The following is a 26613-nucleotide window of genomic DNA, read 5'->3' on the forward strand; positions in this document are numbered from 1 at the left end:
ACATAAAGCAAAAAGACCGGTACCTCACTTTCGTTACATATGGATGAAAGTAACTTTGAGTAGTCTTTATTCTCGTGCAGGTCTCGTTCTGGTCTGGGCACTGCTCACTGTTGTAGCTCTGTGGACGCGCCCGCTGATTCCGATCGACGAAACTCGCTACGCGGCCGTCGCCTGGGAGATGTGGCTGCGTGGCGACTGGCTGGTGCCCTATATCAACGGCGAGCCCTACAGCCACAAGCCGCCAATGCTGTTCTGGCTGATCAATATCGGTTGGGCGGTTTTGGGGGTGAGTGACTGGGTGCCGCGCCTGGTCACGGCGCTGGCATCCCTTGCCGACCTGTTCCTGCTGGGGGCGCTGGCCCGCCGCTTGTGGCCGGATGATTCGCGTACAGCGCATCTCGTACCCTGGATGTTCTACGGGTGCCTGATCATTGCTCTGTTCGCCACGACCTTGATGTTCGACCTGCTGATGACGGTGACGATGTTGCTCGGTCTGCTCGGCGTGGTGGGCGCGTGGCGAGAGGGAAGCTGGAAAAACTGGGCGCTGTATGGACTGGGAATCGGCTTGGGCATTTTGACCAAGGGCCCGGCAATTCTGATCTATCTGTTGCCTGTTGCACTGCTGGCACCGTGGTGGATGGGCACTCGCTACCCGGGTGGTTGGGGGCGTTGGTACCGCAATACCGGTCTGGCGCTGCTGGCAGGCATCTGCCTGGCACTGTGCTGGGCAATTCCGGCAGTGATTCACGGCGGCGACCAATACCGCGAGATGATCTTGTGGGGGCAGACCGCGGGACGGATGGTCCAGTCCTTCGCCCATGCGCGGCCCTGGTGGTGGTACCTGCCGATTCTGCCGCTGCTGCTGTTGCCGTGGACGCTATGGTTGCCATTGTGGCGGAGCTTGCCGGCGCTGCGCTCAGAGTTCGGTGCTGGCGAGCGCTTTTGCCTGGCGTGGTTCGTACCGGGCTTTCTGGTCTTTTCGGTGGTCAGCGGCAAGCAGATCCACTACCTCCTGCCATTGCTCGCGGCGTTGATCCTGCTGTTGGCCCGAGTGCTGACACGGCGCCCGGATGCACAAGCGCCCAGCCGATTCGCCGTGGCCCTGGTGCTCTTGCCCTTTGTGCTGATCGGCGCCGCGGTTGCCATTGCTCCGCATCTTGCCGCACAGCGTAACTGGCCGGACTGGGTTGGGGCGTTGTCGCCGATCGCCGGGCTGGCGCTGATTGCCGTTGTGTTGCCATGGGCGTTCCTGTTGCGCAGGCCGGCGGCGAATGTCTGGCTCGCGGCTTTGCCGGCGGTTTTTCTGGCAGTACTGCATGTGACCGTATTGCGGGTCGCTTCACCGGCCTTCGAAATGCGCGAGCTCACTGCGGGTATCGCGGCATTGCAAGATCAGGGCAAGGTGGTTGCGCTGTCGTCGCAGTACCGGGACCAATACCCGTTTTCCCAGCGTATGAATCGGCCGCTCCAGCTGGTCCCCGAAGGGCAGGAGCTGGCATGGGCACGGGCCAATCCCGAGGGTGCGCTGGTGATCGACCACAAGGGGCTGACCGATGAACAGCGCAAGGCTGCGCAGGTTGTGCAGCGGGTTGGTCGGGAAGACAGTGTGCTCTGGTCGGCTGCAGCGCTTGTGGCGCATCCCGAGTACCTGGGCAGTGAACGCGTGGAGCGAAACAACGATCTCAGCGCAGCTGATTGAGTCTGAAGGTGAGCCGCCAGCCCGGGCTACTGGGGCGGCTCATCCTTGCTGCAGTCGGGTTTGACGGTGAAGGTACGGGACACATCCACCAACCCCAGGTTTTCCAGGGTTCTACGCCCGATAAGCACCGGATAGTTCATCTTGCTCCGATCCTTGAGTGAAAACTGCTCTTCGTAAACCTGATTGCCTATGCAGATCTGCATCAACACCACGGGGCGGTGTTCAATGCCTCCGGCACCGCGCACCCTGATATTGCGTTCGATACGGCGCAAGAACGGTGCACTGACTGTTGTGCCGGTGTCATTGTCTTTTGCCTCGATCTGAAAACGAACCCAATGTTCCCCGTTGATCTTGACGAGCTCCAGGTCCTTCGCATCCATGGAAGAGGTCAACGCACCGGTGTCCATCTTGATTTTGACCGGGATGTTTTCCGGCTGGATCAGACCTTCCTCGACCCAGCCAAAGACTTTCGGTTCTGTTTCTTGCGCCAATGCGCAGTTTGATGACAACGCAAGAACCAGCGGGACAATGAAATTCCAGTGGGTCGGGTTCAAGGCATGCCTCCGCGCAACAATGATGCGAACACTGTGTAGCGGGTGGTGTGAATATCTCGTCAAGCGATGTGCGAAGTCCGACGAAGTGCTTCAAGGAACGCTTTCACTAGCCGATGAGTAGTTATGTCCCGCGTCCGCGGATCCAAGCCTTCCCGTGCCCTCAGAGCCAAAACAAAAAAGGTAACGTCATGAACTTTCGCCAGAAAATGATGGGTTTTGCCATTGTCAGCGTGCTGGCTGCCGCTACCCTCGGCGGTATCGGCTATCTGGGGCAGGTTCGATTGGGTACGGCGCTGGCCGAGACCGAGCTCAATGCCAGCGCGCTGCGCAACCATCTTGAAGGCGACATGATGCACGATGCGCTGCGTGCCGACGTGTTGACTGCGTTCCTGACGGGCAATACCGATCCAGCGGGTGCAGAACAGACACGACGTGATCTGCGCGAGCACGCCGAGCGCTTTCAGCGTGTGTTGAATACCAACGCCAATCTGCCGCTGGATGCCGAAATCAAGCGCGAACTCGGTGCAGTGCAACCAACACTCACCGCTTACATCGGGCAGACCGAACGAATTGTCGAATTGGCCCTGAAAGATCCGACTGCCGCGCGTGCGGAACTGCCGGCCTTCGAGCGAGTGTTCAGCGAACTGGAAGAAAAGCAGGAGGCAATCAGCTCCCGTATCGAACAGCAAGTGGCCAAGACCCGTAGCGACAGCGATGCCAAGATAGAGCAATCGGTGTGGTGGCTGGTGATTGGCATACTGGTGGTCTGCGGCCTGCTTGGCCTGTTGAGCCGGCAATTGATGAAGGCGGTACTGCGACCGCTGGAGCAAAGCATAGCGGTGGCTCGTTCGATCGCCCGGGGGAATCTGGGCAATGAAATTGTTATCAACAGCAAAGATGAAGCCGGCCAACTCCAGCAGGCGTTGTCGGAGATGCAGAATTACCTGCGCCAGATGATCGAAACCATTCGAGCCGAGAGCGAGCAGCTGCGTCACACCGCCCATGCCTTGAACGACACCTCGCAAAGTATGGTGCAAGACACTGGCGAGCAATCCGATAGCGCCACCAGCATGGCCGCGGCGATGGAACAGATGATCACCAACATCGATCAGATCGCAGGCCATGCGCGCAGTGCACAGACCATTTCGGCGCAATCGGAGCAGTTGGCCGGCAGTGGCGGCCAGGTGATCCTGGGTGTGGTCGAGGGCATGAACCGGATCGCCCATGCGGTCAACGAGTCTTCGACAACCATTACTGCGCTCGGCCAGTCCTCGGAAGAGATCTATTCGATCATCCAGGTGATCAAGAGCATTGCGGAGCAGACCAATTTGCTGGCGCTCAACGCCGCCATCGAAGCGGCCCGTGCAGGTGAAGCCGGGCGGGGTTTTGCGGTGGTGGCCGATGAAGTCCGCAGCCTGGCTGCGCGTACCGCCCAGTCGACCCAGGAAATCACCGGGATGATCCAGCGCATTCGCGGCAGCACCGAGCAGGCGGTCAACAGCATGCAAACCGGTGTCAGCAGGGTCAACGATGGTGTCGATCTGGCACGTCAGGCCGGTGAGTCGATCAATGAAATTCGCGGCGGCGCCCAGCGGGCGGCGGCAGTGGTCGAAGAAATTTCCCAGACCATCAGCGAGCAGTCCAAGGCCAGCAGCGAGGTGGCGCAGCGGGTCGAGCAAATTGCCCAGATGTCGCAACACAACAACCGCGCCGCACGCGATCTGGCCCAGGCTGCTCAGCGTCTGGATAGCGTGGCCGCGACCATGCAGGCTTCCGTTTCGCTGTTCCGGACCTGACAGCGCAGCGTCAGGCTTTCATCAGGACCGCACAGGCCGTTTTAAAGGCTTCGTGCTGGTACTTGGTCAATGAAGCGGGCAGGGCGAAGTCGAACTTCTTGCTCTGCGCGCTGACGGTCTGCGGCGAAACCAGCATGACCTGACAATCGTTCAGCAACTGGAATACGCCTTCGATCTTGAACGTCGTCGGGCCACCGGCGAACTCGCCCTTCTTGCTGCGTTTCTTGATGGCAATTCGATCGATACCATTGTCCTTCACGAAGCGCTCGACGTGGCCCGCGAAGGCTTTGACGCTGGCAGACTCATCGTCGTCTTCCAGGGTGATTTTCCGGGTGCTGATGTTGAGGTGCTCGGGAACCTTGTCCTGGAGAGAGGCCACGGCGAAGATCGCTTCGCTGCCCTTGATTTCAATGCCGCAGATTTTCATTGGAGCGCCCTGTTTGAATCGTCAAGAGATGAACGGTTCGGAGCAAGGTACGCCATTCTCGCCGCTTGTCGTACTTACAGTGAAAATTTCGGCTGGTCAGGTAACAAGGCAACCGCGTTTTCTTCGTCCATGTTCTTGCGTTGATCCCGCATGAACTGGTCGAACTGATCGACACGAATAATGCCGCGTCGTGGAAACTCGAAATCGAGGATGACGTACATCACGCTGACCATGACCAGCGCATAGCCAAGGCCGTGCAGCCAATTGCGCCTGGCCGAACCGGCCATGCCAAAACCGATCAGCAGGGCGCTGACCAGCGTCAATGCGAGCAGCATCAGGTAGATCACCACTGGCGGGTGAGTTTTTTGCGCCACGCTGCGAGTGGTGGTGATATCGATCATTTCGTTGAGCGCTTGCAGCGCACTGATGCCGGGGGCAGGGCTGGACATCTGTTGCACGGCGGCAACGGCCTGTTTCCAGATCTGCAACTGCGCTGTCATGGCGCGCGTGTACTCTTTCGCCGCGGTTTCGTTGTCTGTCAGACCGCCGTAGTAAGCAATGCGGGCATCCACATAATCCCTGAACAGTGCGCGCAAGGCGGGCTGGCTGTCATCTGGAAGCAAGTCCAGGCGCAACCAGGCCGTGCCGATGGCGTTGGTCTCTTCGGTGATCAGGGTGCGCCGTTGATCCATCCTGCTGGCGGCACCGGAAAAGGTAAACGCGATCAGTAATGCAAGCAGGCCGAAGACGGCGCCTTCAATCGCGCTGATACCGGTGCGTGCGCCGACAGGGTCCAGGCGCAATTGGCGTTCGCCTATGCGCCTGCCGACTTCGAGCAGTACAACGATGGCAGCAAAAATTGCCAAGGCATAAGTGGGGGCGGCGGCGAGCGATTGCATGATGCGATCCTTGCAGTCAGACAAGTAGTCCGCCAAGTTTCATTTATTGCCGGGTGCAGTTATAGCTGTCAGTTCTGATAGGTAGACAAACCTGGTTGAGGGTTTTATTCGGCACCGGAGTCCGAGTCCGAGAAAAGTGATTGCAGGTATTCCGAACGCTCATCGCTCTTTTGCGCTATGCAAGTGTTCTGGGCATTGTCGAATTCCCTGCCTTTCTTGGCCTGGGACGTTTCCACCGCACAATCGGCATCACGCAGCTTGGTCCACAGCCCCTGTGCAGCCTTGATCCTGGTCGAAATTTCATTGATTTGATCCGGGTGCCCGGCAAGTTGGGCTTTCACTCGATCGAGCAGTTCCTTGTTTGACGTGCTCAATTCGCTTTCCGCGGTTTGCTTGTTGTACACCACGCAGGCGTCCTCCTGCGCGAGGGTTTGCGGGTTGTCACAAGGGGTGGTTTCTTCTTCGGCTTGAGCACCGAACGCCAGCACTGCCAGCGCAATCATCATCATACGTCTCATTCGCGACACCCCTCGCTCGCTGTCAAAGAATCAGGATCCGATTCTCGCTTAGGTGCCTGACAAAGAACAGAGGGAAGCCTTGTATCGCGGTTCTGTAGAGCCCTTTGTCGCCCTTTGACGCTTTCGGCAATTCCCCTGTCGTTTTTGCACCCGGCTCCCTCGCCCCTCAGGCATATGCTGGCCCCAAAGCGCCGGCAGACGATTCGGCGCATGAATCGCCAACAAGGGGACAGCCTGATGAGCCCAGCCGAATTGCACGCAGACAGCATCGTTATCGACGGGCTGATTATTGCCAAGTGGAACCGTGAGCTGTTCGAAGACATGCGCAAGGGCGGGCTCACCGCTGCCAACTGCACCGTGTCGGTGTGGGAAGGCTTCCAGGCCACCGTCAACAACATTGCCGCCAGCCAGAAACTGATTCGCGAAAACAGCGACCTGGTGATGCCCGTGCGCACCACCGCCGATATCCGCAAGGCCAAGGAGCTGGGCAAGACCGGCATCCTCTTCGGCTTCCAGAATGCCCACGCCTATGAAGACCAGATCGGCTATGTCGATGTCTTCAAGCAGCTGGGCGTCGGTATCGTGCAGATGTGCTACAACACCCAGAACCTGGTCGGCACCGGTTGCTACGAGCGTGACGGCGGCCTGTCGGGCTTCGGTCGCGAGATCGTTGCCGAGATGAACCGCGTCGGCGTCATGTGCGACCTGTCCCACGTGGGTTCCAAGACTTCCGAAGAAGTGATCCTCGAGTCGAAGAAGCCGGTTTGCTACTCCCACTGCCTGCCGTCGGGGCTCAAGGAGCACCCGCGCAACAAGTCCGATGAAGAGCTGAAGTTCATCGCCGACCACGGTGGTTTCGTCGGCGTGACCATGTTCGCGCCGTTCCTGGCCAAGGGCATCGATTCGACCATCGACGACTACGCCGAAGCCATCGAATACACCATGAACATCGTCGGTGAAGACGCCATCGGTATCGGTACCGACTTCACCCAGGGCCACGGCCAGGAATTCTTTGAATACTTGACCCACGACAAGGGCTACGCCCGTCGCCTGACCAACTTCGGCAAGATCATCAACCCGCTGGGCATCCGCACCGTGGGCGAATTCCCCAACCTCACCGAGACCCTGCTCAAGCGCGGTCACTCTGAAAGGGTTGTGCGAAAAATCATGGGCGAAAACTGGGTCAACGTCTTGAAAGACGTCTGGGGCGAGTAACCCCTCCCAAGCCCACCACCGTCCGGCTCCCTCTCCCGTAGGAGAGAGGGCTGGGGTGAGGGGTGGCATGACGCCGAATCAATCAAAAATTTTCTGGAGTTAAGTTTCCATGGCCAAGATCGCCCCGCAATTGCCAATCGAAGTCGACAGCGAAACCGGTGTCTGGACCTCCGACGCCCTGCCGATGCTCTACGTGCCTCGCCATTTCTTCGTCAACAACCACATGGGCATCGAAGAAGTACTGGGCGCCGACGCCTACGCCGAGATCCTCTACAAGGCCGGCTACAAGTCCGCCTGGCACTGGTGTGAGAAAGAAGCCGAATGCCATGGCCTGGAAGGGGTCGCGGTGTTCGAACACTACATGAAACGCCTGTCGCAACGCGGCTGGGGCCTGTTCAAGATCCAGGACATCGATCTGGAGAAAGGCACCGCCAGCGTCAAGCTCGAGCACTCTGCATTCGTCTATGTGTACGGCAAGGTCGGGCGCAAGGTCGATTACATGTTCACGGGCTGGTTCGCCGGCGCCATGGACCAGATCCTGGCTGCCAAAGGCAGCTCGATCCGCACAGTCGCCGAGCAAGTCTACGGCGGTTCGGAAGAAGGCCACGACGACGGCCTGTTTATCGTCAAGCCGTTGTAAGTCGAGGAACCCGCCATGGCTTTCGAAGCAATGTTCCAGCCGATCCAGATCGGCAAACTGACCATCCGCAACCGCGTGCTCAGCACCGCGCACGCCGAGGTCTATGCCACCGACGGCGGTATGACCACCGATCGGTATGTGAAGTACTACGAAGAGAAAGCCAAGGGCGGGATCGGCCTGGCCATCTGCGGCGGTTCGTCGAGCGTTGCCATCGACAGCCCGCAAGGCTGGTGGAAGTCGGTCAACCTGGCCGACGATCGTATCATTCCGCACTTCCAGAATCTGGCTGATGCCATGCACAAGCATGGCGCCAAGATCATGATCCAGATTACCCACATGGGCCGCCGTTCCCGTTGGGACGGCGAGCACTGGCCAACCCTGCTGTCGCCATCGGGCATCCGCGAGCCGGTACACCGCGCGACCTGCAAGACCATCGAGCCGGAAGAAATCTGGCGGGTGATCGGCAACTACGCCACCGCAGCGGCGCGGGCCAAGGCCGGCGGCCTGGACGGCGTCGAACTGTCGGCCGTGCACCAGCACATGATCGACCAGTTCTGGAGCCCACGGGTCAACAAGCGCACCGATGAATGGGGTGGCAGCTTCGAGAACCGCATGCGTTTCGGCCTGGAAGTGATCAAGGCCGTGCGCAAGGAAGTCGGCCCTGACTTCTGTGTCGGTATCCGTATCTGTGGTGACGAATTCCACCCTGATGGCCTGAGCCATGAGGACATGAAGCAGATCGCCAAGTACTACGACGACACCGGCATGATCGACTTCATCGGTGTAGTCGGCTCGGGTTGTGATACCCACAACACCCTGGCCAACGTGATCCCGAACATGAGTTATCCACCGGAGCCGTTCCTGCACCTGGCTGCCGGCATCAAGGAAGTGGTCAAGGCGCCGGTTCTGCACGCGCAGAACATCAAGGACCCGAACCAGGCCACGCGCATTCTCGAGGGCGGTTACGTCGACATGGTCGGCATGACCCGTGCGCACATCGCCGACCCGCACCTGATCGCCAAGATCAAGATGGGCCAGGTCGACCAGATCAAGCAATGCGTCGGTGCCAACTACTGCATCGACCGTCAGTATCAGGGCTTGGATGTGCTGTGCATCCAGAACGCCGCGACCTCCCGTGAATACATGGGTGTGCCGCACATCATCGAGAAATCCACCGGGCCGAAACGCAAGGTGGTGGTGGTCGGTGCGGGGCCTGCCGGTATGGAGGCTGCCCGTGTGGCTGCCGAACGTGGCCACGACGTGACCCTGTTCGAGAAGAAAGACTTCATCGGCGGGCAGATCACTACGGCATCGAAGGCGCCGCAGCGCGACCAGATCGCCGGTATCACCCGCTGGTTCCAGCTGGAGCTGGCACGCTTGAAAGTCGACCTGCGCCTGGGTACCGCGGCCGATGCCGCAACCATCCTGGACCTGCGTCCGGACGTGGTGGTACTGGCGGTCGGCGGGCATCCGTTCCTGGAGCAGAACGAACACTGGGGCGCCGCCGAAGGGCTGGTGGTCAGCAGCTGGGACGTGCTCGACGGCAAGGTTGCGCCGGGCAAGAACGTGCTGGTCTACGACACCATCTGCGAGTTCACCGGGATGTCGGTTGCCGACTACCTGGCCGACAAGGGCAGCCAGGTCGAGATCGTCACCGACGACATCAAGCCGGGCGTGGCCATCGGCGGTACATCGTTCCCGACTTACTACCGCAGCATGTACCCCAAAGAAGTGATCATGACCGGCGACATGATGCTGGAAAAGGTCTACCGCGAGGGTGACAAGCTGATCGCAGTACTGGAGAACGAATACACCGGCGCCAAAGAAGAGCGGGTGGTCGACCAGGTGGTGGTGGAGAACGGTGTGCGGCCGGATGAAGAGCTCTACTACGGGCTCAAGGAGGGTTCGCGCAACAAGGGCCAGATCGACATCGATGCACTGTTCGCAATCAAGCCGCAGCCATGCCTGAGCCAGCCTGGCGACGGTTACCTGCTGTTCCGGATCGGCGACTGTGTGGCCCAGCGCAACACCCACGCCGCCATCTACGACGCACTGCGGTTGTGTAAAGACTTCTAAAGCACAGATGCGCGCCCTGTGGGAGCTGGCTTGCCAGCGATGAATACAACGCGATTTACCTGACGTACCGCGTTGCCTGAATCGCTGGCAAGCCAGCTCCCACAACCAGACCCTTGCAAGGCTTGATGAGCCTTTTGGGAGCCTCACATGTTGAACACCCTTCTTCCAATCCTGCTGTTCGCCGCCCTGGGCCTCGCGGTCCTCGGCGCATTGCGGCGGGTTTCGCTCTGGCGCCAGGGTCGGCCGTCCAAGGTCGACCTGATCGGCGGTCTGCTGGCGATGCCGCGGCGCTACATGGTCGACCTGCACCATGTGGTGGCGCGGGACAAATACATGGCCAACACCCACGTGGCCACCGCCGGTGGCTTCGTGCTGGCTGCGGTACTGGCGATCCTGGTGCATGGTTTCGGCCTGCATAACCGTATCCTCGGTTATGCCTTGCTGTTTGCTTCAGTGCTGATGTTCGTCGGTGCGCTGTTCGTCTACGCCCGTCGGCGCAACCCGCCTGCGCGCCTGTCGAAAGGGCCGTGGATGCGCCTGCCCAAGAGCCTGTTGGCGTTCTCGGTCAGCTTCTTCCTGGTCACCTTGCCGGTAGCCGGGATCTTGCCCGCCAATTTTGGCGGCTGGGTGATGGCGGTCATTCTTGGGGTTGGCGTGCTTTGGGGCGTGTCCGAGCTGTTCTTCGGCATGACCTGGGGCGGGCCGATGAAGCACGCCTTCGCCGGTGCCCTGCACCTGGCCTGGCACCGCCGTGCCGAGCGCTTTGGCGGTGGTCGTTCGACCGGCCTCAAGCCGCTGGACCTGGAAGACCCGCAAGCCTTGCTGGGCGTGGAAAAGCCCAAGGATTTCACCTGGAACCAATTGCTCGGTTTTGACGCCTGCGTACAGTGCGGTAAATGCGAAGCTGCCTGCCCGGCCTTCGCCGCCGGCCAGCCGCTGAACCCGAAAAAGCTGATCCAGGACATGGTCGTCGGCCTGGCCGGCGGCACGGATGCCAACTTCGCCGGGAGCCCTTACCCATCCCTTGACGGCAGTGGCAAGCCGATCGGTGAACACGGCGGCAATCCGCACCAGCCGATCGTCAACGGCCTGGTCGATGCCGAGACCCTGTGGTCGTGCACCACCTGCCGCGCCTGCGTGGAAGAGTGCCCGATGATGATCGAGCACGTCGATGCCATCGTCGACATGCGTCGTCACCTGACCCTGGAAAAGGGCGCGACGCCGAACAAGGGCGCCGAAGTTCTGGACAACCTGATCGCCACCGACAACCCGGGCGGCTTTGCCCCGGGCGGGCGGATGAACTGGGCGGCGGACCTGAACCTCAATCTGCTCAGCGACAAGAAAACCACCGACGTGCTGTTCTGGGTTGGTGACGGTGCCTTCGACATGCGCAACCAGCGCACCCTGCGCGCCTTCGTCAAGGTACTGAAAGCCGCCAAGGTCGACTTCGCCGTGCTGGGCCTGGAAGAACGCGACAGCGGTGACGTGGCCCGTCGCCTGGGTGATGAAGCGACCTTCCAACTGCTGGCCCGGCGCAATATCCAGACCCTGGCCAAGTACAGCTTCAAGCGCATCGTCACCTGCGATCCGCACAGTTTTCACGTGCTGAAAAACGAGTACGGCGCCTTCGACGGCAACTATGTCGTGCAGCATCACAGCACCTACATGGCCGAGCTGATCGAGTCGGGCAAGTTGAGCCTTGGTCAGCACAAGGGCGGCACTGTGACCTATCACGATCCGTGCTACCTGGGCCGCTACAACGGCGAATACCAGGCGCCGCGGGATGTACTCAATGCCCTGGGCATCGAGGTCAAGGAAATGCAGCGCTCCGGTTTCCGCTCACGCTGCTGCGGCGGCGGTGGCGGTGCGCCGATCACCGACATTCCCGGCAAGCAGCGGATTCCCGACATGCGCATGGAAGACATTCGCGAAACCAAGGCCGAGCTGGTGGCCGTGGGTTGTCCACAGTGCACCGCGATGCTCGAAGGTGTGGTTGAGCCGCGCCCATTGATCAAGGACATCGCCGAGCTTGTGGCCGACGCATTGATCGAAGAAGTGGTTGCCAGCCAACCGGCCCCGGCCAAACGTAAACCTGCGGAGGTGCACTGATGAGCGACATCATCCGTCGTGATCCACGCGCCGAATGGATCGCCCGCAACCGCCTGCATCCGCTGCACGCGGCCATGCAGCCGGCCCAGACCTCGTGGATGGGCCCTAACGGGATCATCCGCAAGAACCCCCATGGGGTCGGATTTATCGGCCCCAACGGCATCAAGCGCATCGACCGCAGTGGTGCGCAGCAGGGTGGTGCGGTCAAGCGCACGGCCGCGGCCGAGGTTCAGCTGCCACTGCATCAGGTGCTGCAGCCGGCGTTCTACATTGCCGTGGTGCCCGACATGGTCGGCGGCCGCTTGAGCAGCCATGACCGTGATTTGCTCGGCCTGGCCCACAGCCTGGCCGGAATCGATGGTGCGGTCATGGCCGTGGTATTCGGTGAACACAAGGAAACCGCTTTCGCCACTGCGGGTGTCGATCGCCTGCTGCTGCTTCAGGCCAACGAATTCGAAGGTTATTCACCGGAGCAACGTGTCCAGGGCCTGCGGGCTGTGGATAACCAGTTCAGCCCGCGTCACTGGCTATTGCCAGACAGCCGTAGCGGCGGTGCCGAACTGGGTCGTCGTTTCGCCGCCAACATCGGCGAGCGTCCGGCCACACGGGTCTGGCAGGTCAAGGATGGTCAGTGCACCGGCCGTGCCGGGGCCGGCCAGCAGGACCTGACGCGCAGCTTGCCGCGCTTGATCCTGGCCGCTGCCGAATGCGCGGAACCGGTCAGTGATACCCGGCATGAAGTGCTGCCGGTGGAGTTATCCACATCCCTGTTGATGCGTCAGCCACGCATCGAAGACCTCGGCGCCGTGGCGGTCGATCCGGCAGCCATCCCCATGGCCGAAGCCGAGTTCATCTTCTCCGGCGGCAACGGGGTCAAGGACTGGGTATTGTTCCATCAAACCGCCGCCGCACTCGGCGCGACCGAAGGCGCCTCGCGGGTGGCCGTGGACGATGGCTTCATGAGCCGTGATCGCCAGGTCGGCGCCAGCGGCACCTGGGTCACGGCCAGGGTCTATGTGGCTGTGGGTATCTCCGGGGCGATCCAGCACCTGCAGGGCATCGGCGCCTGCGACAAGGTGGTGGCGATCAACCTGGATCCGGGTTGCGACATGATCAAGCGTGCCGACCTGTCGGTGATCGGCGAAAGCGCCGAAATCCTCAAGGCGCTGATTGATGCTGTCGAAGCCTACCGTAACGAAGCCAAGCGCGATGCCGCTTAAGGGTCGAATCATGAACACAAAGGTCATCAGCCTGGTTTCGATTGGCGCCCACCCGACTTCCGGTCGGGCCCGGCGCGCTGAACAGGATGCCCGTGCGGTCGAACTGGGCCTGCAACTGGCTGGGGATAACTTGCAGGTGCTGCACGCCGGCGACTCGCAGGAGCCGGCCTTGCGCGCTTACCTGGGCATGGGCCTGGAACAACTGCATGTGCTCGAACAACCGGCCGGCGCCGATGCGCTGGGCGTGCTCGGCGATTACCTGCGCGATGCCGGTGCAGAACTGGTATTGACCGGCAGCCAGGCTGAAACCGGCGAAGGCTCGGGCATGCTGCCGTTCCTGCTGGCAGAACAACTGGGCTGGCCGCTGGTGGTGGGCCTGGCCGAGGTCGAGTCCATCAGCAATGGCGTGGCCCAGGTCCTCCAGGCCCTGCCACGCGGTCAGCGGCGCCGCCTGAAGGTGCGCCTGCCACTGCTGGCCACTGTGGATAACGCCGCGCCCAAACCACGCCAGAGCGCCTTTGGCCCGGCTCGCCGGGGTGTACTGGCGGCCCGGCAAGTGGAAATCGTCGAAGACGAGTTATTCACAGGCGCCGAACTGCAACCGGCCAAGCCACGGCCCAAGCGCCTCAAGGTGATCAAGGCCAAGAGCGGCGCTGATCGCATGAAAGCCGCGACCGCCAAGGCCAGTGGCGGCGGTGGGCAAGTGCTCAAGGACGTCAGTCCGCAGGCCGGTGCCGAGGCGATTCTCAAGCTGTTGATAGAAGAAGGTGTGGTCCGCTAGCAACTTGCGCACAATGTCTGTTGACGTGACTGTGGATAAGTTGTTTGCTGCTGGCTAGAGGGCACGTAAACCGTGCCCTCTAGCGCGTTGATCAATTAATGATCAAGCTAACCTGCGGTTTTTACTGGCTTTTCTGTGTGGATAAGAAAAACCGGTCCTCTCTTTTTGCCCACAATCCTTGTTGGCGTCTCTGTGGATAATCTGTTCGCGTATGGCTGGAGCACCCGGTCTGCATGGTCTCGTGACGTTTGATCAATTAATGATCAAGTGGGCGTTTCCAGGCTTGAGATTCCCCTTGAGTGCTGGTTTTACCTGACTGTCAGCCGTTTTCCACAGGTGCCGGCGGCAGTTTGCCGAGTTGCACACAAAGTCTGTTGGCGCTTCTGTGGATAAGGTGTTCGCCTTCGGCTACAGGCCACGGATTACGTTGCTTACAGAGTATTGATCAAATTTCGATCAGTCTCATTTCGAATTCACGAATCTGGATAAGTCACGGAATTTCTTGGATTTCTATAACTGGGTGAGGCCTTTTTCCACAAGGGCTGTGAGTAACTCTGTGGATAAGCTGTTCGTCGGGACAGACCTATCACTTCTGCTAGCTAGACAACCGGTGCCCTCAGGTTAATTCTGAAAGCCCCGTCGAAAGGCATTCAAGGAGTGAGCCCCATGCCTGCCACGCGTGAAAGCACAATCTGCCGCTACCATTACGATCCATTGGACCGTTTGGCAGCCCTCGGGCCTTCAACGGAGGTGGATGCCCGGCTGTTCTATCTGAAAGACAGGTTGTTCACAGAAGATCAGGGGGAGGTGAAGCACACTCTGTTTCAGCACGATAACCGGCTGTTGGCGCAACAACGGCGCGACAATAATGCTGTCAGCACGAAGCTGCTGGCTACTGACCTGCAACGGTCAGTGCTGCGCGCACTCGATGCCACTCGCATTCATCCGCTGGCTTACACCCCGTATGGGCATCACTCGCCAGACAGTGGCCTGCTCAGCCTGCCTGGGTTCAATGGCGAACGTCGTGATCCGGTTACCGGGCACTATCTGTTGGGTAATGGCTATCGGGCGTTCAATCCGGTGTTGATGCGTTTCAACAGCGCGGACCGATTGAGTCCTTTTGATAAGGGAGGAATGAATTCATACGCCTATTGTGCGGGCTCGCCCATGACCCGGGTTGATCCATCTGGCGCGTCGTGGTTGGCCCTGCTTGGACAAGGTGTCGGTACGGCGTTGAATGTGATCTTTGCTGGGGCGGCAATAAACAGGGCGGCAGCTGCAATCGTCTCTGGCGCACAGCAATCGATACTTACCCGGGTTGGAAATGTGGGAAGTTTCTTGGGAGGTGCTGCGAGCTTGCCGTCACGGATGTTGGGTATACCTGGTGCTGTGAACGCTGCGGTGCCTACCAGCGTGCCAACGCTTGCATCGAATTTGGGCGTTATTGGGGGGCAGGTTCTGACCGGTGCGGGAGCACTGGCACAAAATTACGTCATTGCTCAGAAATGGTGGGCGGCAGCTGGCGCAAATGGACAGTCCAGAGGACGCGTATTATGGGAAGCGCTCAAGGAGGCGAGTGGTTGGAATCTGCTCAGGAGGCAACCTCCTGGTAAGGTTTCGGGTAGGAGTTCCGACGTGTCTTTACAGCAAGTCGTAACACCCCCCTCTCCGAGCCCTGATACAAGAGATCCGCTGGGCCAGCAAGCCCAGCGGAGTGCTCATTTACTGCGCCGCAACACCCTTTAGATAAGGCGCAGGCGCCGCACCCAGGTTGTTGAGCATCCGCTCGCTGTACCAATCCACAAAGTTCACCACACCAAACTCATAAGTCTTCGAGTACGGGCCTGGCTCGTAAGCAGTAGAGTTGATCCCCCGCTGGTTCTCTTCCGCCAGACGACGGTCCTGGTCGTTGGTGGCATCCCAGACCTGGCGCATGCGCTCCACGTCGTAGTCGACGCCTTCGACTGCATCCTTGTGCACCAGCCACTTGGTGGTGACCATGGTTTCCTGGGCGCTGATCGGCCACACGGTGAAGACGATGATGTGGTCGCCCATGCAGTGGTTCCAGGAGTGCGGCAGGTGCAGGATACGCATCGAGCCCAGGTCCGGGTTCTTGATGCGGCCCATGAGCTTGGCGCAGCCCTGCTTGCCGTCCATGGTCATCGACACGGTGCCCTTGAGCAGCGGCATGCGCACGATGCGGTTACGCAGGCCGAAGCTGGCGTGGGCGTAAGGGATCTTCTCGGCTTCCCAGGCGGCGGCGGAGGCGGCCACGTGGTCCTTGAAGGCCTGGTCGGCGCGGGGGTCGGTGACGTCGTCCCACTCAAGCAGGGTTTTCAGCAGTTCCGGGTGCGAACCGCCGCAGTGGTAGCACTCGCGGTTGTTTTCCAGCACCAGCTTCCAGTTGGCTTTCTCCATCAAGGTGGTTTGCACCGCCACCTTGGTGTTCTCCATGTCGTAGGGTTCCATGTAATGGTTCAGCGTCGACAGAAAGTCATCGATGGCCGGTGGGTTTTCCGCCAGGCTGATGAAGATGTAGCCGCCGGAGGTCTTCACGTTCACAGGCTTGAGGCCGTACTGCTTCATGTCGAAGTCGGCGCCCATTTCGGTGCCGGCGAACAGCAGGCGGCCGTCCAGTTCGTACGTCCACTGGTGGTAGTGGCAGACCAGCTTGGCGACCTTGCCTTTTTCGCTGGTGCACAGGCGCGAGCCACGGTGGCGGCAGACGTTATGGAAGGCGTGTACCTGGCCTTCGGCGCCACGGATGACGATGATCGGGTTCTTGCCGACCTGCAGAGTCAGGAAGTTGCCCTTGGCCGGGATCTCGCAGGTCATGCCGGCGATCAGCCATTCCTTCTGGAAGATCTCCTGCATGTCGATATCGAACAGGCGCTCGTCGCTATAGAAAGGTTGCGGCAGCGAGTAGGTGCGCTCGCGGTTCTGCAGCATCTCGGCGGTAGCCTTGCGTGCGGGTTCCAGTGGATCGCCCAGGCTCAGGGTTTGGGTGACGTCCATCGTTTTATCCTCATGGGCCAATCAGGTGGCCGGCGAAAGGTGGCTAATCGTTTTTATGTGCGACGCAAGGCTGATGTAAACAGCAGATCATTTGCGATGGAGTGTGCGTTCGCGCGGCAGTCGGACCTTATCCATGGGCGACATGATCGAATCCGTTTCCGACGCGCAAGCCCTTGCAGCAGGCGGCTGGTCGCGATAAGCACGTCAATGTCGTAGATAGGTAAGTGCAGCCACGGCAGCTTGAGCAGAATCGCAATCATGAGGCCGACAGTCGGCCGTGGAGATGAGCATGAACAGTTTCCTCAACCCGGTAACAACCCAGACATGGGCCAATGGCCGACACATTGTCCGTTGCGTCAAAGTGATCCAGGAAACCTGGGACGTGCGCACCTTCTGCTTCATGGCCGACCAACCAATGGTGTTCTTCTTCAAGCCCGGGCAGTTCGTGACCCTGGAGCTGGAGATCGACGGCGTCCAGGTGATGCGTTCCTATACCATCTCCAGCTCGCCGTCGGTGCCTTACAGTTTTTCCCTGACCATCAAGCGCGTACCCGGGGGCAAGGTTTCCAACTGGCTGCACGACAACCTGCAGGAAGGCCACGAATTGGCGGTGCACGGCCCGGTAGGGCTGTTCAACGCCATGGACTTCCAGGCGCCTAAAGTGCTTTATCTCAGCGGCGGTGTCGGCATCACGCCGGTGATGTCCATGGCGCGCTGGTTCTACGACACCAACGGCAATGTCGACATGGTGTTCGTCCACAGCGCCCGCTCGCCGAAAGACATCATCTATCGTCGTGAACTGGAGCACATGACCTCGCGGATCGAGAACTTCAATCTGCACATCATTTGCGAGAAGTACGGCCAGGGTGACCCGTGGGCGGGCTACCGTGGCTACCTCAACCAGAAACTGCTGGAACTGATCGCGCCGGACTTCATGGAGCGTGAGATCTTCTGCTGCGGTCCGACCCCTTACATGAGCGCGGTCAAGCGTTTGCTCGAAGCCGTTGGCTTTGACATGCGCCGCTATCACGAAGAATCGTTCGGGGCGACGCCGCCCGAGGCCAAGGCCGACGCCATCGAGCACGCCGATCAGGCTGCCGATGCGCCGCAAATCGATTCCGCCGATCTGCACCAGGTCGAGTTCACCGCCACCGGCAAGAGCATTCGCGTTGCCCCGGGCGAGACCGTGCACGCGGCGGCGGCGAAGCTTGGCCTGATGATCCCCAAGGCCTGCGGCATGGGCATTTGCGGAACCTGCAAGGTGATGAAGCTGGGTGGTGAAGTGGAGATGGAGCACAACGGCGGGATTACCGACGACGATGTGGCCGAGGGGTACATCCTGTCGTGCTGCAGCGTGCCGAAAGGGGATGTGCGGATCGAGTATTAAGAAACACCTCGTTCCCACGCTCTTGTCCCTCGTTCCCACGCTCCCGCGTGGGAATGCATCCAGCGACGCTCTGCCTCGCGTCTGAAGGCATCGACGCTGGAGCGTCTGGCACCGCATTCCCACGCAGAGCGTGGGAACGAGGGGCACCGAGATTTCCGGAATTGACGAAGGGTCGGAACCCAACGCTCATCGAAGGGTCAATCAAACCCAATGCACAGGATAACCCTGGCTTGCCGGGAGACTTTTCTTTATCGTGTGCGCCCTTCGAAAATCCCTCGAGAAATCATCATGTTGGAAACATCCCTCAGCCAATTGGAACAACTCGTCGGCGATCTGGTACAACAGAACCATGCCCTGACCGCCACCAATGCTCAACTGAGTGCCGAACTGGCCCAGGCCAAGGACGAAAACGAAAGCCTGCAACTGTCCCTGATGGAACAGGAAGAAAAGCAGGGTGCCACCGCTGCCCGTATCCAGGCCCTGGTTGAGCGCGCCAGCGCCGGTGCCGTGAGCGCATGAGCAGCAGAGAGGCGATCAACGTCATCTCGATTCTGGGCAGCGACTATTCGATCAAGGCCCCGGTGGGCGAAGAGCAGACCTTGCTCAATGCCACCCGCATGCTCAATGCGACGCTGGCCGATACCAAGCGCAAATACCCGACGCTGATCGGTGACAAGCTGCTGGTACTGGCTGCCTTGAACCTGTGCTCACAACAGCTCGAAATGAAGCAGCGTCACCAGGAAGAACTCGACCGTTATCAAGAGCAAGTCAACGCCACGGTTGATGTGATCTCGCGGACCATCGGCAAGAACTGATTGCCGGGCTTGTCCTGAAAGGGGGCGAATCCGCCCGACCTCCCCAGTTATTTTCGCCCACTGATTGTTTCCGATCAGTGGGCGGATTTTCTGCTTCTGCGAATTACAGATTGTCCAACAATCGCCGATAGAACTGTACACAATCGGTATGGCTGTTGCGGCTTCACAGCCTCTAATCTTGCGGGGTTCTCCATGCAGTTCTGGCGGCGCAGTATTCAATGGCAATTGATCTTGAGCATGGGCACGGCCCTGCTGGTCAGCATTCTGATCGTGGTCGGTATCTACACCCTGGTGGTCAACCGCCTCACTGAGCGTTATCTGCTCGACACGGCGTTGCCCGCCAGCATCGAAGCGATGCGCAACGACATTGAACGGATTCTGGTCAAGCCACTGACGGCGGCAACCGACATCGCCAACAACAGCATGGTGCGTCAATGGTTGGTAGAAGGCGAGGACAGCGCACAGCTGCCTCGCTTTGTCACTTACCTGGAGGAACTGCGGCGCGAGCACAAGGCGTTTACCGCGCTGATCGCCGATGCCGACACCAGCCACTACTACAACGAAAAAGGCCTGGATCGGACCTTGAGCCGAAGCAATCCCGCCGATGCCTGGTTCTACCGGTTTCTCGACAGCGGCCAGCCACGAACCCTGAATATCGACAACGATGCCAGCACGGGTGAGCTGGCGCTGTTCATCGACCTGCGCATGGAGCACGCCGGGAAAACCGTAGGCATCGCGGGGCTGGGCCTGAGCATGCGTGAGCTGTCGGAACTCATCCACAACTACAGCTTCGGTGAACACGGGAAAGTGTTTCTGGTGCGTTCCGATGGTTTGATCCAGGTGCATCCGCAGGCCGAGTTCAGTGGGAAGCGGCGATTGGCCGAGCAGATCGGCGATTCGGCGGCGCAGGCGGTGCTGGCGTCCAGGGATGGCTTGGTCAGCAGTCGATTCGAGCGCGAGGGTGAGGGCTTCATGGCGCTCAGCCTGCCGTTGCGTGACCTGAACTGGACGCTTGTGGCGGAAGTACCGGAGTCGCAGATCTATGCCCAGGCGCGCCAGGCCTTGTGGATGACCAGCTTGATCGGTGCTGCGGTGGCATTGGTCTGCCTGCTTCTGGTGGTGCTATTGGCGCGTGGGTTGGTGCGGCCTATCCGTCAGGTGACGGCGGCACTGGTGGCCATCGGCAGCGGTGGCGGCGATCTCAGTCACCGGCTCGACGATTCGCGCGCCGATGAACTGGGTGATCTGGCCCGTGGCTTCAATCGCTTCCTGCAGAGCCAGCGCGACCTGATCGGCGAAGTGCTGACCACCAGCGAGCGATTGCGAACAGCGGTCGGTCAAGTGGCCAAAGTGGTAGATAACACCGCCGATCGTGCCGGCAGACAGCAGGAAATGACTGACATGGTCGCCACCGCCGTGCACGAGATGGGCCTGACCGTGCAGGACATTGCGCAGAACGCCGGCAACGCTGCCCTGGCCTCGCAAACGGCAAGGGATGAAGCCTTGCAAGCCCGTGAGGTTGTGCAGCGCTCCATTGTTCATATCGAGAGCATGTCTTCTGAAATCGGTGTTGCAGCTGGAGCGGTGGGTGAATTGGCCAGCGAGGTCGCCTCGATCGATCAGGTGCTGGCAGTGATTCGCAGTATTTCCGAGCAGACCAACCTGCTGGCCTTGAACGCCGCCATCGAAGCGGCGCGGGCAGGGGAGATGGGCCGTGGATTTGCAGTGGTCGCCGATGAAGTGCGAACCCTGGCGCAGCGTACCCAGGTGTCGACCAACGAGATCCAGCAGATGATCCAGCGCCTCAAGCACGGCGCGGAAAATGCCGTACAGTCCATGCAGGCAGGGCAGGCGGCGACGGGTACCGGTGTTGAATCGAGCCAGCGCACCGGCGTGTCGCTGACGGCGATTACCGGTCAAGTGGAGCACATCAGTGACATGAACCATCAGGTGGCGACGGCGACGGAAGAACAGTCGGCGGTGACAGAAGAGATCAACCGCAATGTGCAGGGGATTTCCGATCTGGCGCGGGCGACGGCGGGGGAGGTGTTGGGTTGCCGGGATGATTGCCAGACCTTGCGGGGGTTGGCGGATGACCTGGCGCGGCAGATGGGGGGGTTCAAGCTTTAGACCGAGGTACTGCTATCGCTGGCAAGCCAGCTCCCACAGGTTTGATGTCTTTCACAAAATTGTGAATACACATCGATCCAATGAGGGAGCTGGCTTGCCAGCGATGAGGCCCATCAGGCCCCCATCACCTCACGAATATCCGCCGCCAATTCCCGCACCCGCTCCTCCTCGGTATCCCACGAGCACATGAACCGCGCGCCACCGCTGCCGATAAAGGTGTAGAAGCGCCAGCCCTTGCCACGCAAGGCTTCCAGCGCCGGCTCCGACATCTGCAGGAACACGCCATTGGCCTCCACCGGGAACATCAGTTCCACACCGGGAATATCCTTGACCAGTTGGCTGAGCAGCTGTGCGCAATGGTTGGCATGGCCCGCATGCTTGAGCCAGGCCCCGTCTTCGAGCAAGCCGACCCAGGGCGCGGAGAGGAAGCGCATTTTCGACGCCAGCTGGCCGGCCTGTTTGCAGCGATAGTCAAAATCCACAGCCAGGTCGCGGTTGAAGAACAGGATCGCGTCACCGACCGCCATGCCATTCTTGGTACCGCCGAAGCACAGCACATCGACCCCGGACTTCCAGGTCAGTTCGGCCGGCGAGCAGCCGAGGAAGGCGCAGGCATTGGAGAAGCGCGCACCATCCATGTGCAGGTTCAGGCCCAGCTCCTTGCACGTGGCGCTGATCGCCCTGAGCTCTTCCGGGCGGTACACGCTGCCGACTTCGGTGGCCTGGGTCAGGGTGACCACGCGTGGCTTGGGATAGTGGATATCCTGGCGCTTGAGCGCCACTTCGCGAATCGACGCCGGGGTCAGCTTGCCGCTTTCGGTGCGGGCGGTGAGCAGCTTCGAGCCGTTGGAGAAGAACTCCGGCGCGCCGCATTCGTCGGTTTCGACGTGTGCGGTTTCCGAGCAGATCACGCTGTGGTAACTCTGGCACAGCGACGATAACGCCAGGGAGTTGGCGGCGGTACCGTTGAAGGCGAAGAACACTTCGCAGTCGGTTTCGAACAGTTTGCGAAAATAGTCAGAGGCCCGATCGGTCCACTGGTCGTCGCCATAGGCGCGCTCGTGGCCCTGGTTGGCCTTGGCCATGGCTGCCCAGGCCTCTGGGCAGATACCGGAATAGTTGTCGCTGGCGAATTGTTGGCTTTGATCTGTCATGACCGGGTCCTGTGATCGACTATGGTGCGAACTGTAACCAAGAAATATTCCCTGGTCTGTAGGAAGAATCGTCACCCAAGGTGAAAGTATGCACGCAACGGTCAATCGTATGCGCGACCCGGCACTGGATCTGCTCAAGTGGTTGGCGATGTTGTGCATGCTGCTCGATCACCTGCGCTACGCCGGGTGGCCGCAAGAGTGGCTGTATGTGCCTGGGCGCCTGGCATTTCCCTGGTTCTGCCTGGCAATTGCGGCCAATCTGGCGCGTCTTCGCGAACAGGCCGATGCAGGACGACGCTGGCGCTATCTGGGCTGGCTGCTGTTGTTCGCCGCTCTTTCGGAAATTCCCTACAGGTTGTTCCAGCCATATCCCGAGACCTTGAATGTGCTGCCGACACTGGCCCTTGGCCTGGTGCTGGCCAGTGCCTGGCAGGAGCACACCCGCAGTGCGGTGTGGGTCGGGCTTGGTGCGTTGGTGCTGGCTATCCTGTTGCGTCGGGAGCTGATGTTCGGTCTGCCCGGGGTGCTGTTGCCCCTGGTGACGCTGGTCGCGCTGTCGCGGCCGGGCTTTTGGGCCGTGCTTCCGGGTGCACTGTGCCTGGCTGGCAATGTCTGGCCGGAGTTGTTGTTCGCTGCCCGGCATGGCGATCCGGCGGCCTATGCCGGTATCGCTGCCTGCCTGTTCGGGCCCTGGCTCGGCATGATGTTGCTGAAAACGTCACCGCCGGTCGGTATTCCACCGATGCGACGGTGGGCCTATGCAATTTACCCACTGCATTTTTTGTTGCTGATCGGTCTGCGCAGACTGGTCTAGGGCCTTGGCGAGGGTTTTGGTCGAGCTTGCCTGGCGCTTATTTGTCCTTTCGCACCCACCTATGTCGTAAACGCACCTTTGTGTGGCGTCCATAGGCATTTGGCCTGTCTGCGCCGGTCATACCATCGCAACCAAAGGGCGTTGCCTGCAAGGCAGTACGCTCACCTAATGACAGGCACCACGCCGCTGCTGGGAGAACCGCGATGTTCAGCAAGCAAGACCAACTCCAGGGTTATGACGATGCACTGCTGGCGGCGATGAATGCCGAAGAGCTGCGTCAGGAAGATCACATCGAACTGATCGCCTCGGAGAACTACACCAGCAAGCGTGTCATGGAAGCCCAGGGCAGTGGCCTGACCAACAAGTACGCCGAAGGTTACCCGGGCAAGCGCTACTACGGCGGTTGCGAGCACGTGGACAAGGTCGAGCAACTGGCGATCGATCGTGCCAAGCAGCTGTTCGGCGCCGACTACGCCAACGTCCAGCCGCACTCCGGTTCCCAGGCCAACGCCGCGGTCTACCTGGCCCTGCTGCAGGCCGGCGATACCGTGCTGGGCATGAGCCTGGCCCACGGCGGACACCTGACCCACGGCGCCAAGGTCAGTTTCTCCGGCAAGCTGTACAACGCCGTGCAGTACGGCATCGACACCGCCACCGGCCTGATCGACTACGACGAAGTCGAGCGCCTGGCGGTCGAGCACCAGCCGAAGATGATCATCGCCGGCTTCTCGGCTTACTCCAAGACCCTGGATTTCCCGCGCTTCCGCCAGATCGCCGACAAGGTCGGTGCCTACCTGTTTGTGGACATGGCCCACGTTGCGGGGCTGGTCGCCGCCGGCCTGTACCCGAACCCGGTGCCGTACGCCGATGTCGTCACCACCACCACCCACAAGACCCTGCGCGGTCCGCGCGGTGGCCTGATCCTGGCCCGCGCCAACGAAGAGCTGGAAAAGAAACTCAACGCCGCGGTGTTCCCCGGTGGCCAGGGCGGCCCGCTGATGCATGTGATCGCGGCCAAGGCAGTGTGCTTCAAGGAAGCGCTGGAGCCGGGCTTCAAGGCCTACCAGCAGCAGGTCATCGACAACGCCCAGGCCATGGCCGGGGTGTTTATCGAGCGCGGCTATGACGTGGTCTCCGGCGGTACCGACAACCACCTGTTCCTGGTCAGCCTGATCCGTCAGGGCCTGACCGGCAAAGAGGCCGATGCCGCCCTGGGCCGCGCCCATATCACCGTGAACAAGAACGCCGTGCCGAACGATCCGCAGTCGCCGTTCGTGACCTCGGGCCTGCGCATCGGCACCCCGGCGGTGACCAGCCGTGGCTTCAACGTGGCCCAGTGCACGGCGCTGGCCGGCTGGATCTGCGACATCCTCGACAACCTCGGCGACGCCGATGTCGAGGCCGATGTGGCGAAGAACGTCGCCGCACTCTGTGCAGACTTCCCGGTTTACCGCTGAGCGGCTTGAGGAGTAATGACTATGCAACGCTACTCTGGCTTCGGCCTGTTCAAACACTCTCTGAGCCACCACGAAAACTGGCAGCGCATGTGGCGCACGCCAACGCCGAAGAAGGTCTATGACGTGGTCATCGTCGGCGGTGGCGGGCATGGCCTGGCGACCGCCTACTACCTGGCCAAGGAGCACGGCATCACCAACGTGGCCGTGGTCGAGAAGGGTTGGCTGGGCGGTGGCAACACCGCGCGCAACACCACCATCGTGCGTTCCAACTACCTGTGGGACGAGTCGGCGCAGTTGTACGAGCACGCGATGAAACTCTGGGAAGGCCTGTCCCAGGACATCAACTACAACGTGATGTTTTCCCAGCGCGGGGTCTACAACCTCTGCCACACCCTGCAGGACATCCGCGACTCCGAGCGCCGGGTCAGCGCCAACCGCCTCAATGGCGTGGACGGCGAGCTGCTCGACGCCCGCCAGGTCGCCGAGGAGATCCCGTACCTGGACTGCTCGAAGAACACCCGCTACCCGATCATCGGCGCCACCGTGCAACGGCGCGGCGGCGTGGCCCGTCACGACGCCGTGGCCTGGGGCTATGCCCGCGCCGCCGACGCCCTGGGCGTGGACCTGATCCAGCAGACCGAAGTGATCGGCTTTCGCAAGGAAAACGGCACCGTCATCGGCGTGGAGACCAACAATGGCTTCATCGGTGCCAAGCGCGTCGGCGTGGTCACCGCCGGTAACTCCGGGCACATGGCCAAGCTGGCGGGCTTTCGCCTGCCGATCGAATCGCACCCGCTGCAGGCGCTGGTGTCCGAGCCGATCAAGCCGGTGATCGACAGCGTGATCATGTCCAACGCCGTGCACGGCTACATCAGCCAGTCGGACAAGGGCGACCTGGTGATCGGCGCCGGCATCGACGGCTGGGTTGGCTATGGCCAGCGCGGTTCGTACCCGGTGATCGAGCACACCCTGCAGGCGATCGTGGAGATGTTCCCGATCCTCTCGCGGGTGCGCATGAACCGCCAGTGGGGCGGCATCGTCGACACCACCCCGGACGCCTGCCCGATCATTTCCAAGACCCCGGTCAAGAACATGTTCTTCAACTGCGGCTGGGGCACCGGCGGCTTCAAGGCGACCCCGGGATCGGGCAACGTCTTCGCCGCGAGCCTGGCCAAGGGCGAGATGCACCCGCTGGCCGAACCCTTTTCCATCGACCGTTTCTACAACGGTGCACTGATCGACGAACACGGCGCCGCCGCTGTCGCCCACTAACAGGAGAAATCCCTATGTTGCACATCTTCTGTCCCCATTGCGGCGAGCTGCGCTCCGAAGAAGAGTTTCACTCCTCGGGCCAGGCGCACATCGCGCGCCCGCTGGACCCGAACGCCTGCACCGATGAAGAGTGGGGCACCTACCTGTTCTTCCGCGACAACCCGCGCGGCCTGCACCACGAGCTGTGGATCCACGCCGCCGGTTGCCGCCAGTATTTCAACGCCACGCGTGACACCGTGACCTACGAGATCCTGGAAACCTACAAGATCGGCAGCAAGCCGCAAGTGACCGGTAAAAGCACCAGCCCGCAGTTGGCTGTCAGTGGCCAGGGAGCCAAGGTATGAGCCAGATCAATCGCCTGTCCAATGGCGGTCGCATCGACCGCAGCAAAGTGCTGAGTTTCAGCTTCAACGGCCAGAGCTACCAAGGCTATGCCGGTGACACCCTGGCCGCGGCGCTGCTGGCCAACGGCGTGGATATCGTCGGGCGCAGCTTCAAGTACTCGCGACCACGGGGCACAGCCGGCACCAGGGGCGAAGGGCGGCACACGGGGGTGTCGGTGGGGGGCGACTGAGTCACCCTCCACCCCCACGGTCGTGCCTGCCGACGGGAGAGGTGTGGGGGGGGTCGCGCGG

23 protein-coding genes and 2 pseudogenes are annotated in these 26613 nt (G+C 60.8%); 19 read left to right on the top strand and 6 right to left on the bottom strand.

Annotated elements, in window-relative coordinates; all coding sequences use genetic code 11:
* Positions 1-55: 55 nt before the first annotated feature.
* The gene (locus tag F2S13_RS13385) at positions 56-1699 is read left to right on the top strand and encodes an ArnT family glycosyltransferase (RefSeq protein WP_166361487.1); all 1644 of its coding nucleotides are present in this window, start codon (positions 56-58) and stop codon (positions 1697-1699) included.
* Positions 1700-1725: 26 nt separating this feature from the next.
* Here the strand turns inward: F2S13_RS13385 and rloA3 are convergent, their stop codons facing one another.
* Complete coding sequence (gene rloA3 / locus F2S13_RS13390) at positions 1726-2253, bottom strand: retropepsin-like aspartic peptidase RloA3 (protein WP_218583908.1); 528 nt, start codon at positions 2251-2253, stop codon at positions 1726-1728.
* A gap of 188 nt (positions 2254-2441) precedes the next feature.
* Here rloA3 and F2S13_RS13395 point away from each other — a divergent pair, with 188 nt between their 5' ends.
* On the top strand, positions 2442-4049 hold the full coding sequence (locus tag F2S13_RS13395) for a methyl-accepting chemotaxis protein (RefSeq protein WP_166361489.1): 1608 nt from the start codon (positions 2442-2444) through the stop codon (positions 4047-4049).
* A gap of 10 nt (positions 4050-4059) precedes the next feature.
* Here the strand turns inward: F2S13_RS13395 and F2S13_RS13400 are convergent, their stop codons facing one another.
* The 3 genes from F2S13_RS13400 to F2S13_RS13410 form a co-directional block, all read right to left on the bottom strand.
* The gene (locus tag F2S13_RS13400; RefSeq protein ID WP_166361491.1) at positions 4060-4476 is read right to left on the bottom strand and encodes a DUF3010 family protein; all 417 of its coding nucleotides are present in this window, start codon (positions 4474-4476) and stop codon (positions 4060-4062) included.
* Positions 4477-4550: 74 nt separating this feature from the next.
* A complete protein-coding gene (locus tag F2S13_RS13405) occupies positions 4551-5375 on the bottom strand; it encodes a bestrophin-like domain (protein ID WP_166361493.1) in 825 nt (274 codons plus the stop codon).
* Between the two features lie 104 nt (positions 5376-5479).
* The gene (locus F2S13_RS13410; RefSeq protein ID WP_246237884.1) at positions 5480-5893 is read right to left on the bottom strand and encodes a lysozyme inhibitor LprI family protein; all 414 of its coding nucleotides are present in this window, start codon (positions 5891-5893) and stop codon (positions 5480-5482) included.
* A gap of 237 nt (positions 5894-6130) precedes the next feature.
* Here F2S13_RS13410 and F2S13_RS13415 point away from each other — a divergent pair, with 237 nt between their 5' ends.
* From F2S13_RS13415 to F2S13_RS13445, 7 genes are all read left to right on the top strand, one after another.
* On the top strand, positions 6131-7108 hold the full coding sequence (locus F2S13_RS13415) for a dipeptidase (RefSeq protein WP_166361542.1): 978 nt from the start codon (positions 6131-6133) through the stop codon (positions 7106-7108).
* Between the two features lie 109 nt (positions 7109-7217).
* Entirely contained in the window at positions 7218-7748 is a 531-nt protein-coding gene (locus tag F2S13_RS13420) for a DUF5943 domain-containing protein (protein WP_166361495.1), read from the top strand.
* A 15-nt stretch (positions 7749-7763) separates the two neighbouring features.
* A complete protein-coding gene (dgcA, locus tag F2S13_RS13425; RefSeq protein WP_166361497.1) occupies positions 7764-9824 on the top strand; it encodes a dimethylglycine demethylation protein DgcA in 2061 nt (686 codons plus the stop codon).
* Positions 9825-9971: 147 nt separating this feature from the next.
* Positions 9972-11933 carry a dimethylglycine demethylation protein DgcB gene (gene dgcB / locus F2S13_RS13430; RefSeq protein WP_166361499.1) on the top strand — a complete coding sequence of 654 codons (1962 nt, stop codon included), beginning with the start codon at positions 9972-9974 and terminating at the stop codon, positions 11931-11933.
* Positions 11933-13153 carry an electron transfer flavoprotein subunit alpha gene (etfA, locus tag F2S13_RS13435; protein WP_166361501.1) on the top strand — a complete coding sequence of 407 codons (1221 nt, stop codon included), beginning with the start codon at positions 11933-11935 and terminating at the stop codon, positions 13151-13153. Before dgcB ends, etfA begins: the two co-directional genes overlap by 1 nt.
* 10 nt (positions 13154-13163) lie before the next feature.
* A complete protein-coding gene (gene etfB / locus F2S13_RS13440; protein WP_166361503.1) occupies positions 13164-13934 on the top strand; it encodes an electron transfer flavoprotein subunit beta in 771 nt (256 codons plus the stop codon).
* 666 nt (positions 13935-14600) lie between these two features.
* The gene (locus tag F2S13_RS13445; protein ID WP_166361505.1) at positions 14601-15680 is read left to right on the top strand and encodes an RHS repeat-associated core domain-containing protein; all 1080 of its coding nucleotides are present in this window, start codon (positions 14601-14603) and stop codon (positions 15678-15680) included.
* On the opposite strand, the gene gbcA is transcribed toward F2S13_RS13445, so the two are convergent.
* A complete protein-coding gene (gene gbcA, locus F2S13_RS13450) occupies positions 15657-16949 on the bottom strand; it encodes a glycine-betaine demethylase subunit GbcA (protein ID WP_166361507.1) in 1293 nt (430 codons plus the stop codon). The genes F2S13_RS13445 and gbcA overlap by 24 nt on opposite strands.
* 289 nt (positions 16950-17238) lie before the next feature.
* Here gbcA and gbcB point away from each other — a divergent pair, with 289 nt between their 5' ends.
* The 5 genes and pseudogenes from gbcB to F2S13_RS29815 all read left to right on the top strand — a co-directional run bounded on the left by gbcB (position 17239) and on the right by F2S13_RS29815 (position 21281).
* Entirely contained in the window at positions 17239-18336 is a 1098-nt protein-coding gene (gbcB, locus tag F2S13_RS13455) for a glycine-betaine demethylase subunit GbcB (RefSeq protein WP_425500227.1), read from the top strand.
* A gap of 288 nt (positions 18337-18624) precedes the next feature.
* Entirely contained in the window at positions 18625-18855 is a 231-nt protein-coding gene (locus F2S13_RS13460; protein WP_166361511.1) for a hypothetical protein, read from the top strand.
* Entirely contained in the window at positions 18852-19151 is a 300-nt protein-coding gene (locus F2S13_RS13465; RefSeq protein WP_166361512.1) for a cell division protein ZapA, read from the top strand. The genes F2S13_RS13460 and F2S13_RS13465 overlap by 4 nt, the downstream gene beginning before the upstream one ends.
* Before the next feature lie 354 nt (positions 19152-19505).
* Positions 19506-20417: pseudogene (locus tag F2S13_RS29810) on the top strand (HAMP domain-containing protein); the annotation flags it as partial.
* Between the two features lie 135 nt (positions 20418-20552).
* Entirely contained in the window at positions 20553-21281 is a 729-nt protein-coding gene (locus F2S13_RS29815) for a methyl-accepting chemotaxis protein (RefSeq protein WP_425500229.1), read from the top strand.
* A gap of 113 nt (positions 21282-21394) precedes the next feature.
* On the opposite strand, the gene F2S13_RS13475 is transcribed toward F2S13_RS29815, so the two are convergent.
* Positions 21395-22435: a threonine aldolase family protein gene (locus tag F2S13_RS13475; protein WP_166361516.1), complete on the bottom strand. Its 1041-nt coding sequence runs from the start codon at positions 22433-22435 to the stop codon at positions 21395-21397.
* An 88-nt stretch (positions 22436-22523) separates the two neighbouring features.
* Between F2S13_RS13475 and F2S13_RS13480 the strand changes: the two genes are divergently transcribed.
* From F2S13_RS13480 to F2S13_RS13500, 5 genes and pseudogenes are all read left to right on the top strand, one after another.
* Positions 22524-23249, top strand: coding sequence for a TraX family protein (locus tag F2S13_RS13480; RefSeq protein ID WP_166361518.1), 726 nt, complete (start codon positions 22524-22526; stop codon positions 23247-23249).
* A 203-nt stretch (positions 23250-23452) separates the two neighbouring features.
* The gene (gene glyA, locus F2S13_RS13485) at positions 23453-24706 is read left to right on the top strand and encodes a serine hydroxymethyltransferase (RefSeq protein ID WP_166361520.1); all 1254 of its coding nucleotides are present in this window, start codon (positions 23453-23455) and stop codon (positions 24704-24706) included.
* 21 nt (positions 24707-24727) lie between these two features.
* Positions 24728-25978: a sarcosine oxidase subunit beta family protein gene (locus F2S13_RS13490; RefSeq protein WP_166361522.1), complete on the top strand. Its 1251-nt coding sequence runs from the start codon at positions 24728-24730 to the stop codon at positions 25976-25978.
* A 14-nt stretch (positions 25979-25992) separates the two neighbouring features.
* Entirely contained in the window at positions 25993-26322 is a 330-nt protein-coding gene (locus F2S13_RS13495) for a sarcosine oxidase subunit delta (RefSeq protein WP_166361524.1), read from the top strand.
* Positions 26319-26543, top strand: a pseudogene (locus F2S13_RS13500) ((2Fe-2S)-binding protein); the annotation flags it as partial. The gene F2S13_RS13495 and the pseudogene F2S13_RS13500, both read left to right, overlap by 4 nt.
* Positions 26544-26613 lie beyond the last annotated feature (70 nt).

Source organism: Pseudomonas akapageensis (assembly GCF_011355085.1).
GTDB lineage: Bacteria > Pseudomonadota > Gammaproteobacteria > Pseudomonadales > Pseudomonadaceae > Aquipseudomonas > Aquipseudomonas akapageensis.

Coding starts and splice junctions, on each gene's coding strand:
- F2S13_RS13460 (WP_166361511.1), top strand. CDS start 18,625: ATGTTGGAAACATCCCTCAGCCAATTGGAACAACTCGTCGGCGATCTG.
- F2S13_RS13410 (WP_246237884.1), bottom strand. CDS start 5,893: ATGAGACGTATGATGATGATTGCGCTGGCAGTGCTGGCGTTCGGTGCT.
- F2S13_RS13420 (WP_166361495.1), top strand. CDS start 7,218: ATGGCCAAGATCGCCCCGCAATTGCCAATCGAAGTCGACAGCGAAACC.
- F2S13_RS13400 (WP_166361491.1), bottom strand. CDS start 4,476: ATGAAAATCTGCGGCATTGAAATCAAGGGCAGCGAAGCGATCTTCGCC.
- F2S13_RS13495 (WP_166361524.1), top strand. CDS start 25,993: ATGTTGCACATCTTCTGTCCCCATTGCGGCGAGCTGCGCTCCGAAGAA.
- etfB (WP_166361503.1), top strand. CDS start 13,164: ATGAACACAAAGGTCATCAGCCTGGTTTCGATTGGCGCCCACCCGACT.
- gbcB (WP_425500227.1), top strand. CDS start 17,239: ATGAACAGTTTCCTCAACCCGGTAACAACCCAGACATGGGCCAATGGC.
- gbcA (WP_166361507.1), bottom strand. CDS start 16,949: ATGGACGTCACCCAAACCCTGAGCCTGGGCGATCCACTGGAACCCGCA.
- F2S13_RS13395 (WP_166361489.1), top strand. CDS start 2,442: ATGAACTTTCGCCAGAAAATGATGGGTTTTGCCATTGTCAGCGTGCTG.
- F2S13_RS13490 (WP_166361522.1), top strand. CDS start 24,728: ATGCAACGCTACTCTGGCTTCGGCCTGTTCAAACACTCTCTGAGCCAC.
- F2S13_RS13465 (WP_166361512.1), top strand. CDS start 18,852: ATGAGCAGCAGAGAGGCGATCAACGTCATCTCGATTCTGGGCAGCGAC.
- F2S13_RS13415 (WP_166361542.1), top strand. CDS start 6,131: ATGAGCCCAGCCGAATTGCACGCAGACAGCATCGTTATCGACGGGCTG.
- glyA (WP_166361520.1), top strand. CDS start 23,453: ATGTTCAGCAAGCAAGACCAACTCCAGGGTTATGACGATGCACTGCTG.
- F2S13_RS13475 (WP_166361516.1), bottom strand. CDS start 22,435: ATGACAGATCAAAGCCAACAATTCGCCAGCGACAACTATTCCGGTATC.
- dgcA (WP_166361497.1), top strand. CDS start 7,764: ATGGCTTTCGAAGCAATGTTCCAGCCGATCCAGATCGGCAAACTGACC.
- etfA (WP_166361501.1), top strand. CDS start 11,933: ATGAGCGACATCATCCGTCGTGATCCACGCGCCGAATGGATCGCCCGC.
- F2S13_RS29815 (WP_425500229.1), top strand. CDS start 20,553: ATGGTCGCCACCGCCGTGCACGAGATGGGCCTGACCGTGCAGGACATT.
- F2S13_RS13405 (WP_166361493.1), bottom strand. CDS start 5,375: ATGCAATCGCTCGCCGCCGCCCCCACTTATGCCTTGGCAATTTTTGCT.
- dgcB (WP_166361499.1), top strand. CDS start 9,972: ATGTTGAACACCCTTCTTCCAATCCTGCTGTTCGCCGCCCTGGGCCTC.
- F2S13_RS13480 (WP_166361518.1), top strand. CDS start 22,524: ATGCACGCAACGGTCAATCGTATGCGCGACCCGGCACTGGATCTGCTC.
- F2S13_RS13445 (WP_166361505.1), top strand. CDS start 14,601: ATGCCTGCCACGCGTGAAAGCACAATCTGCCGCTACCATTACGATCCA.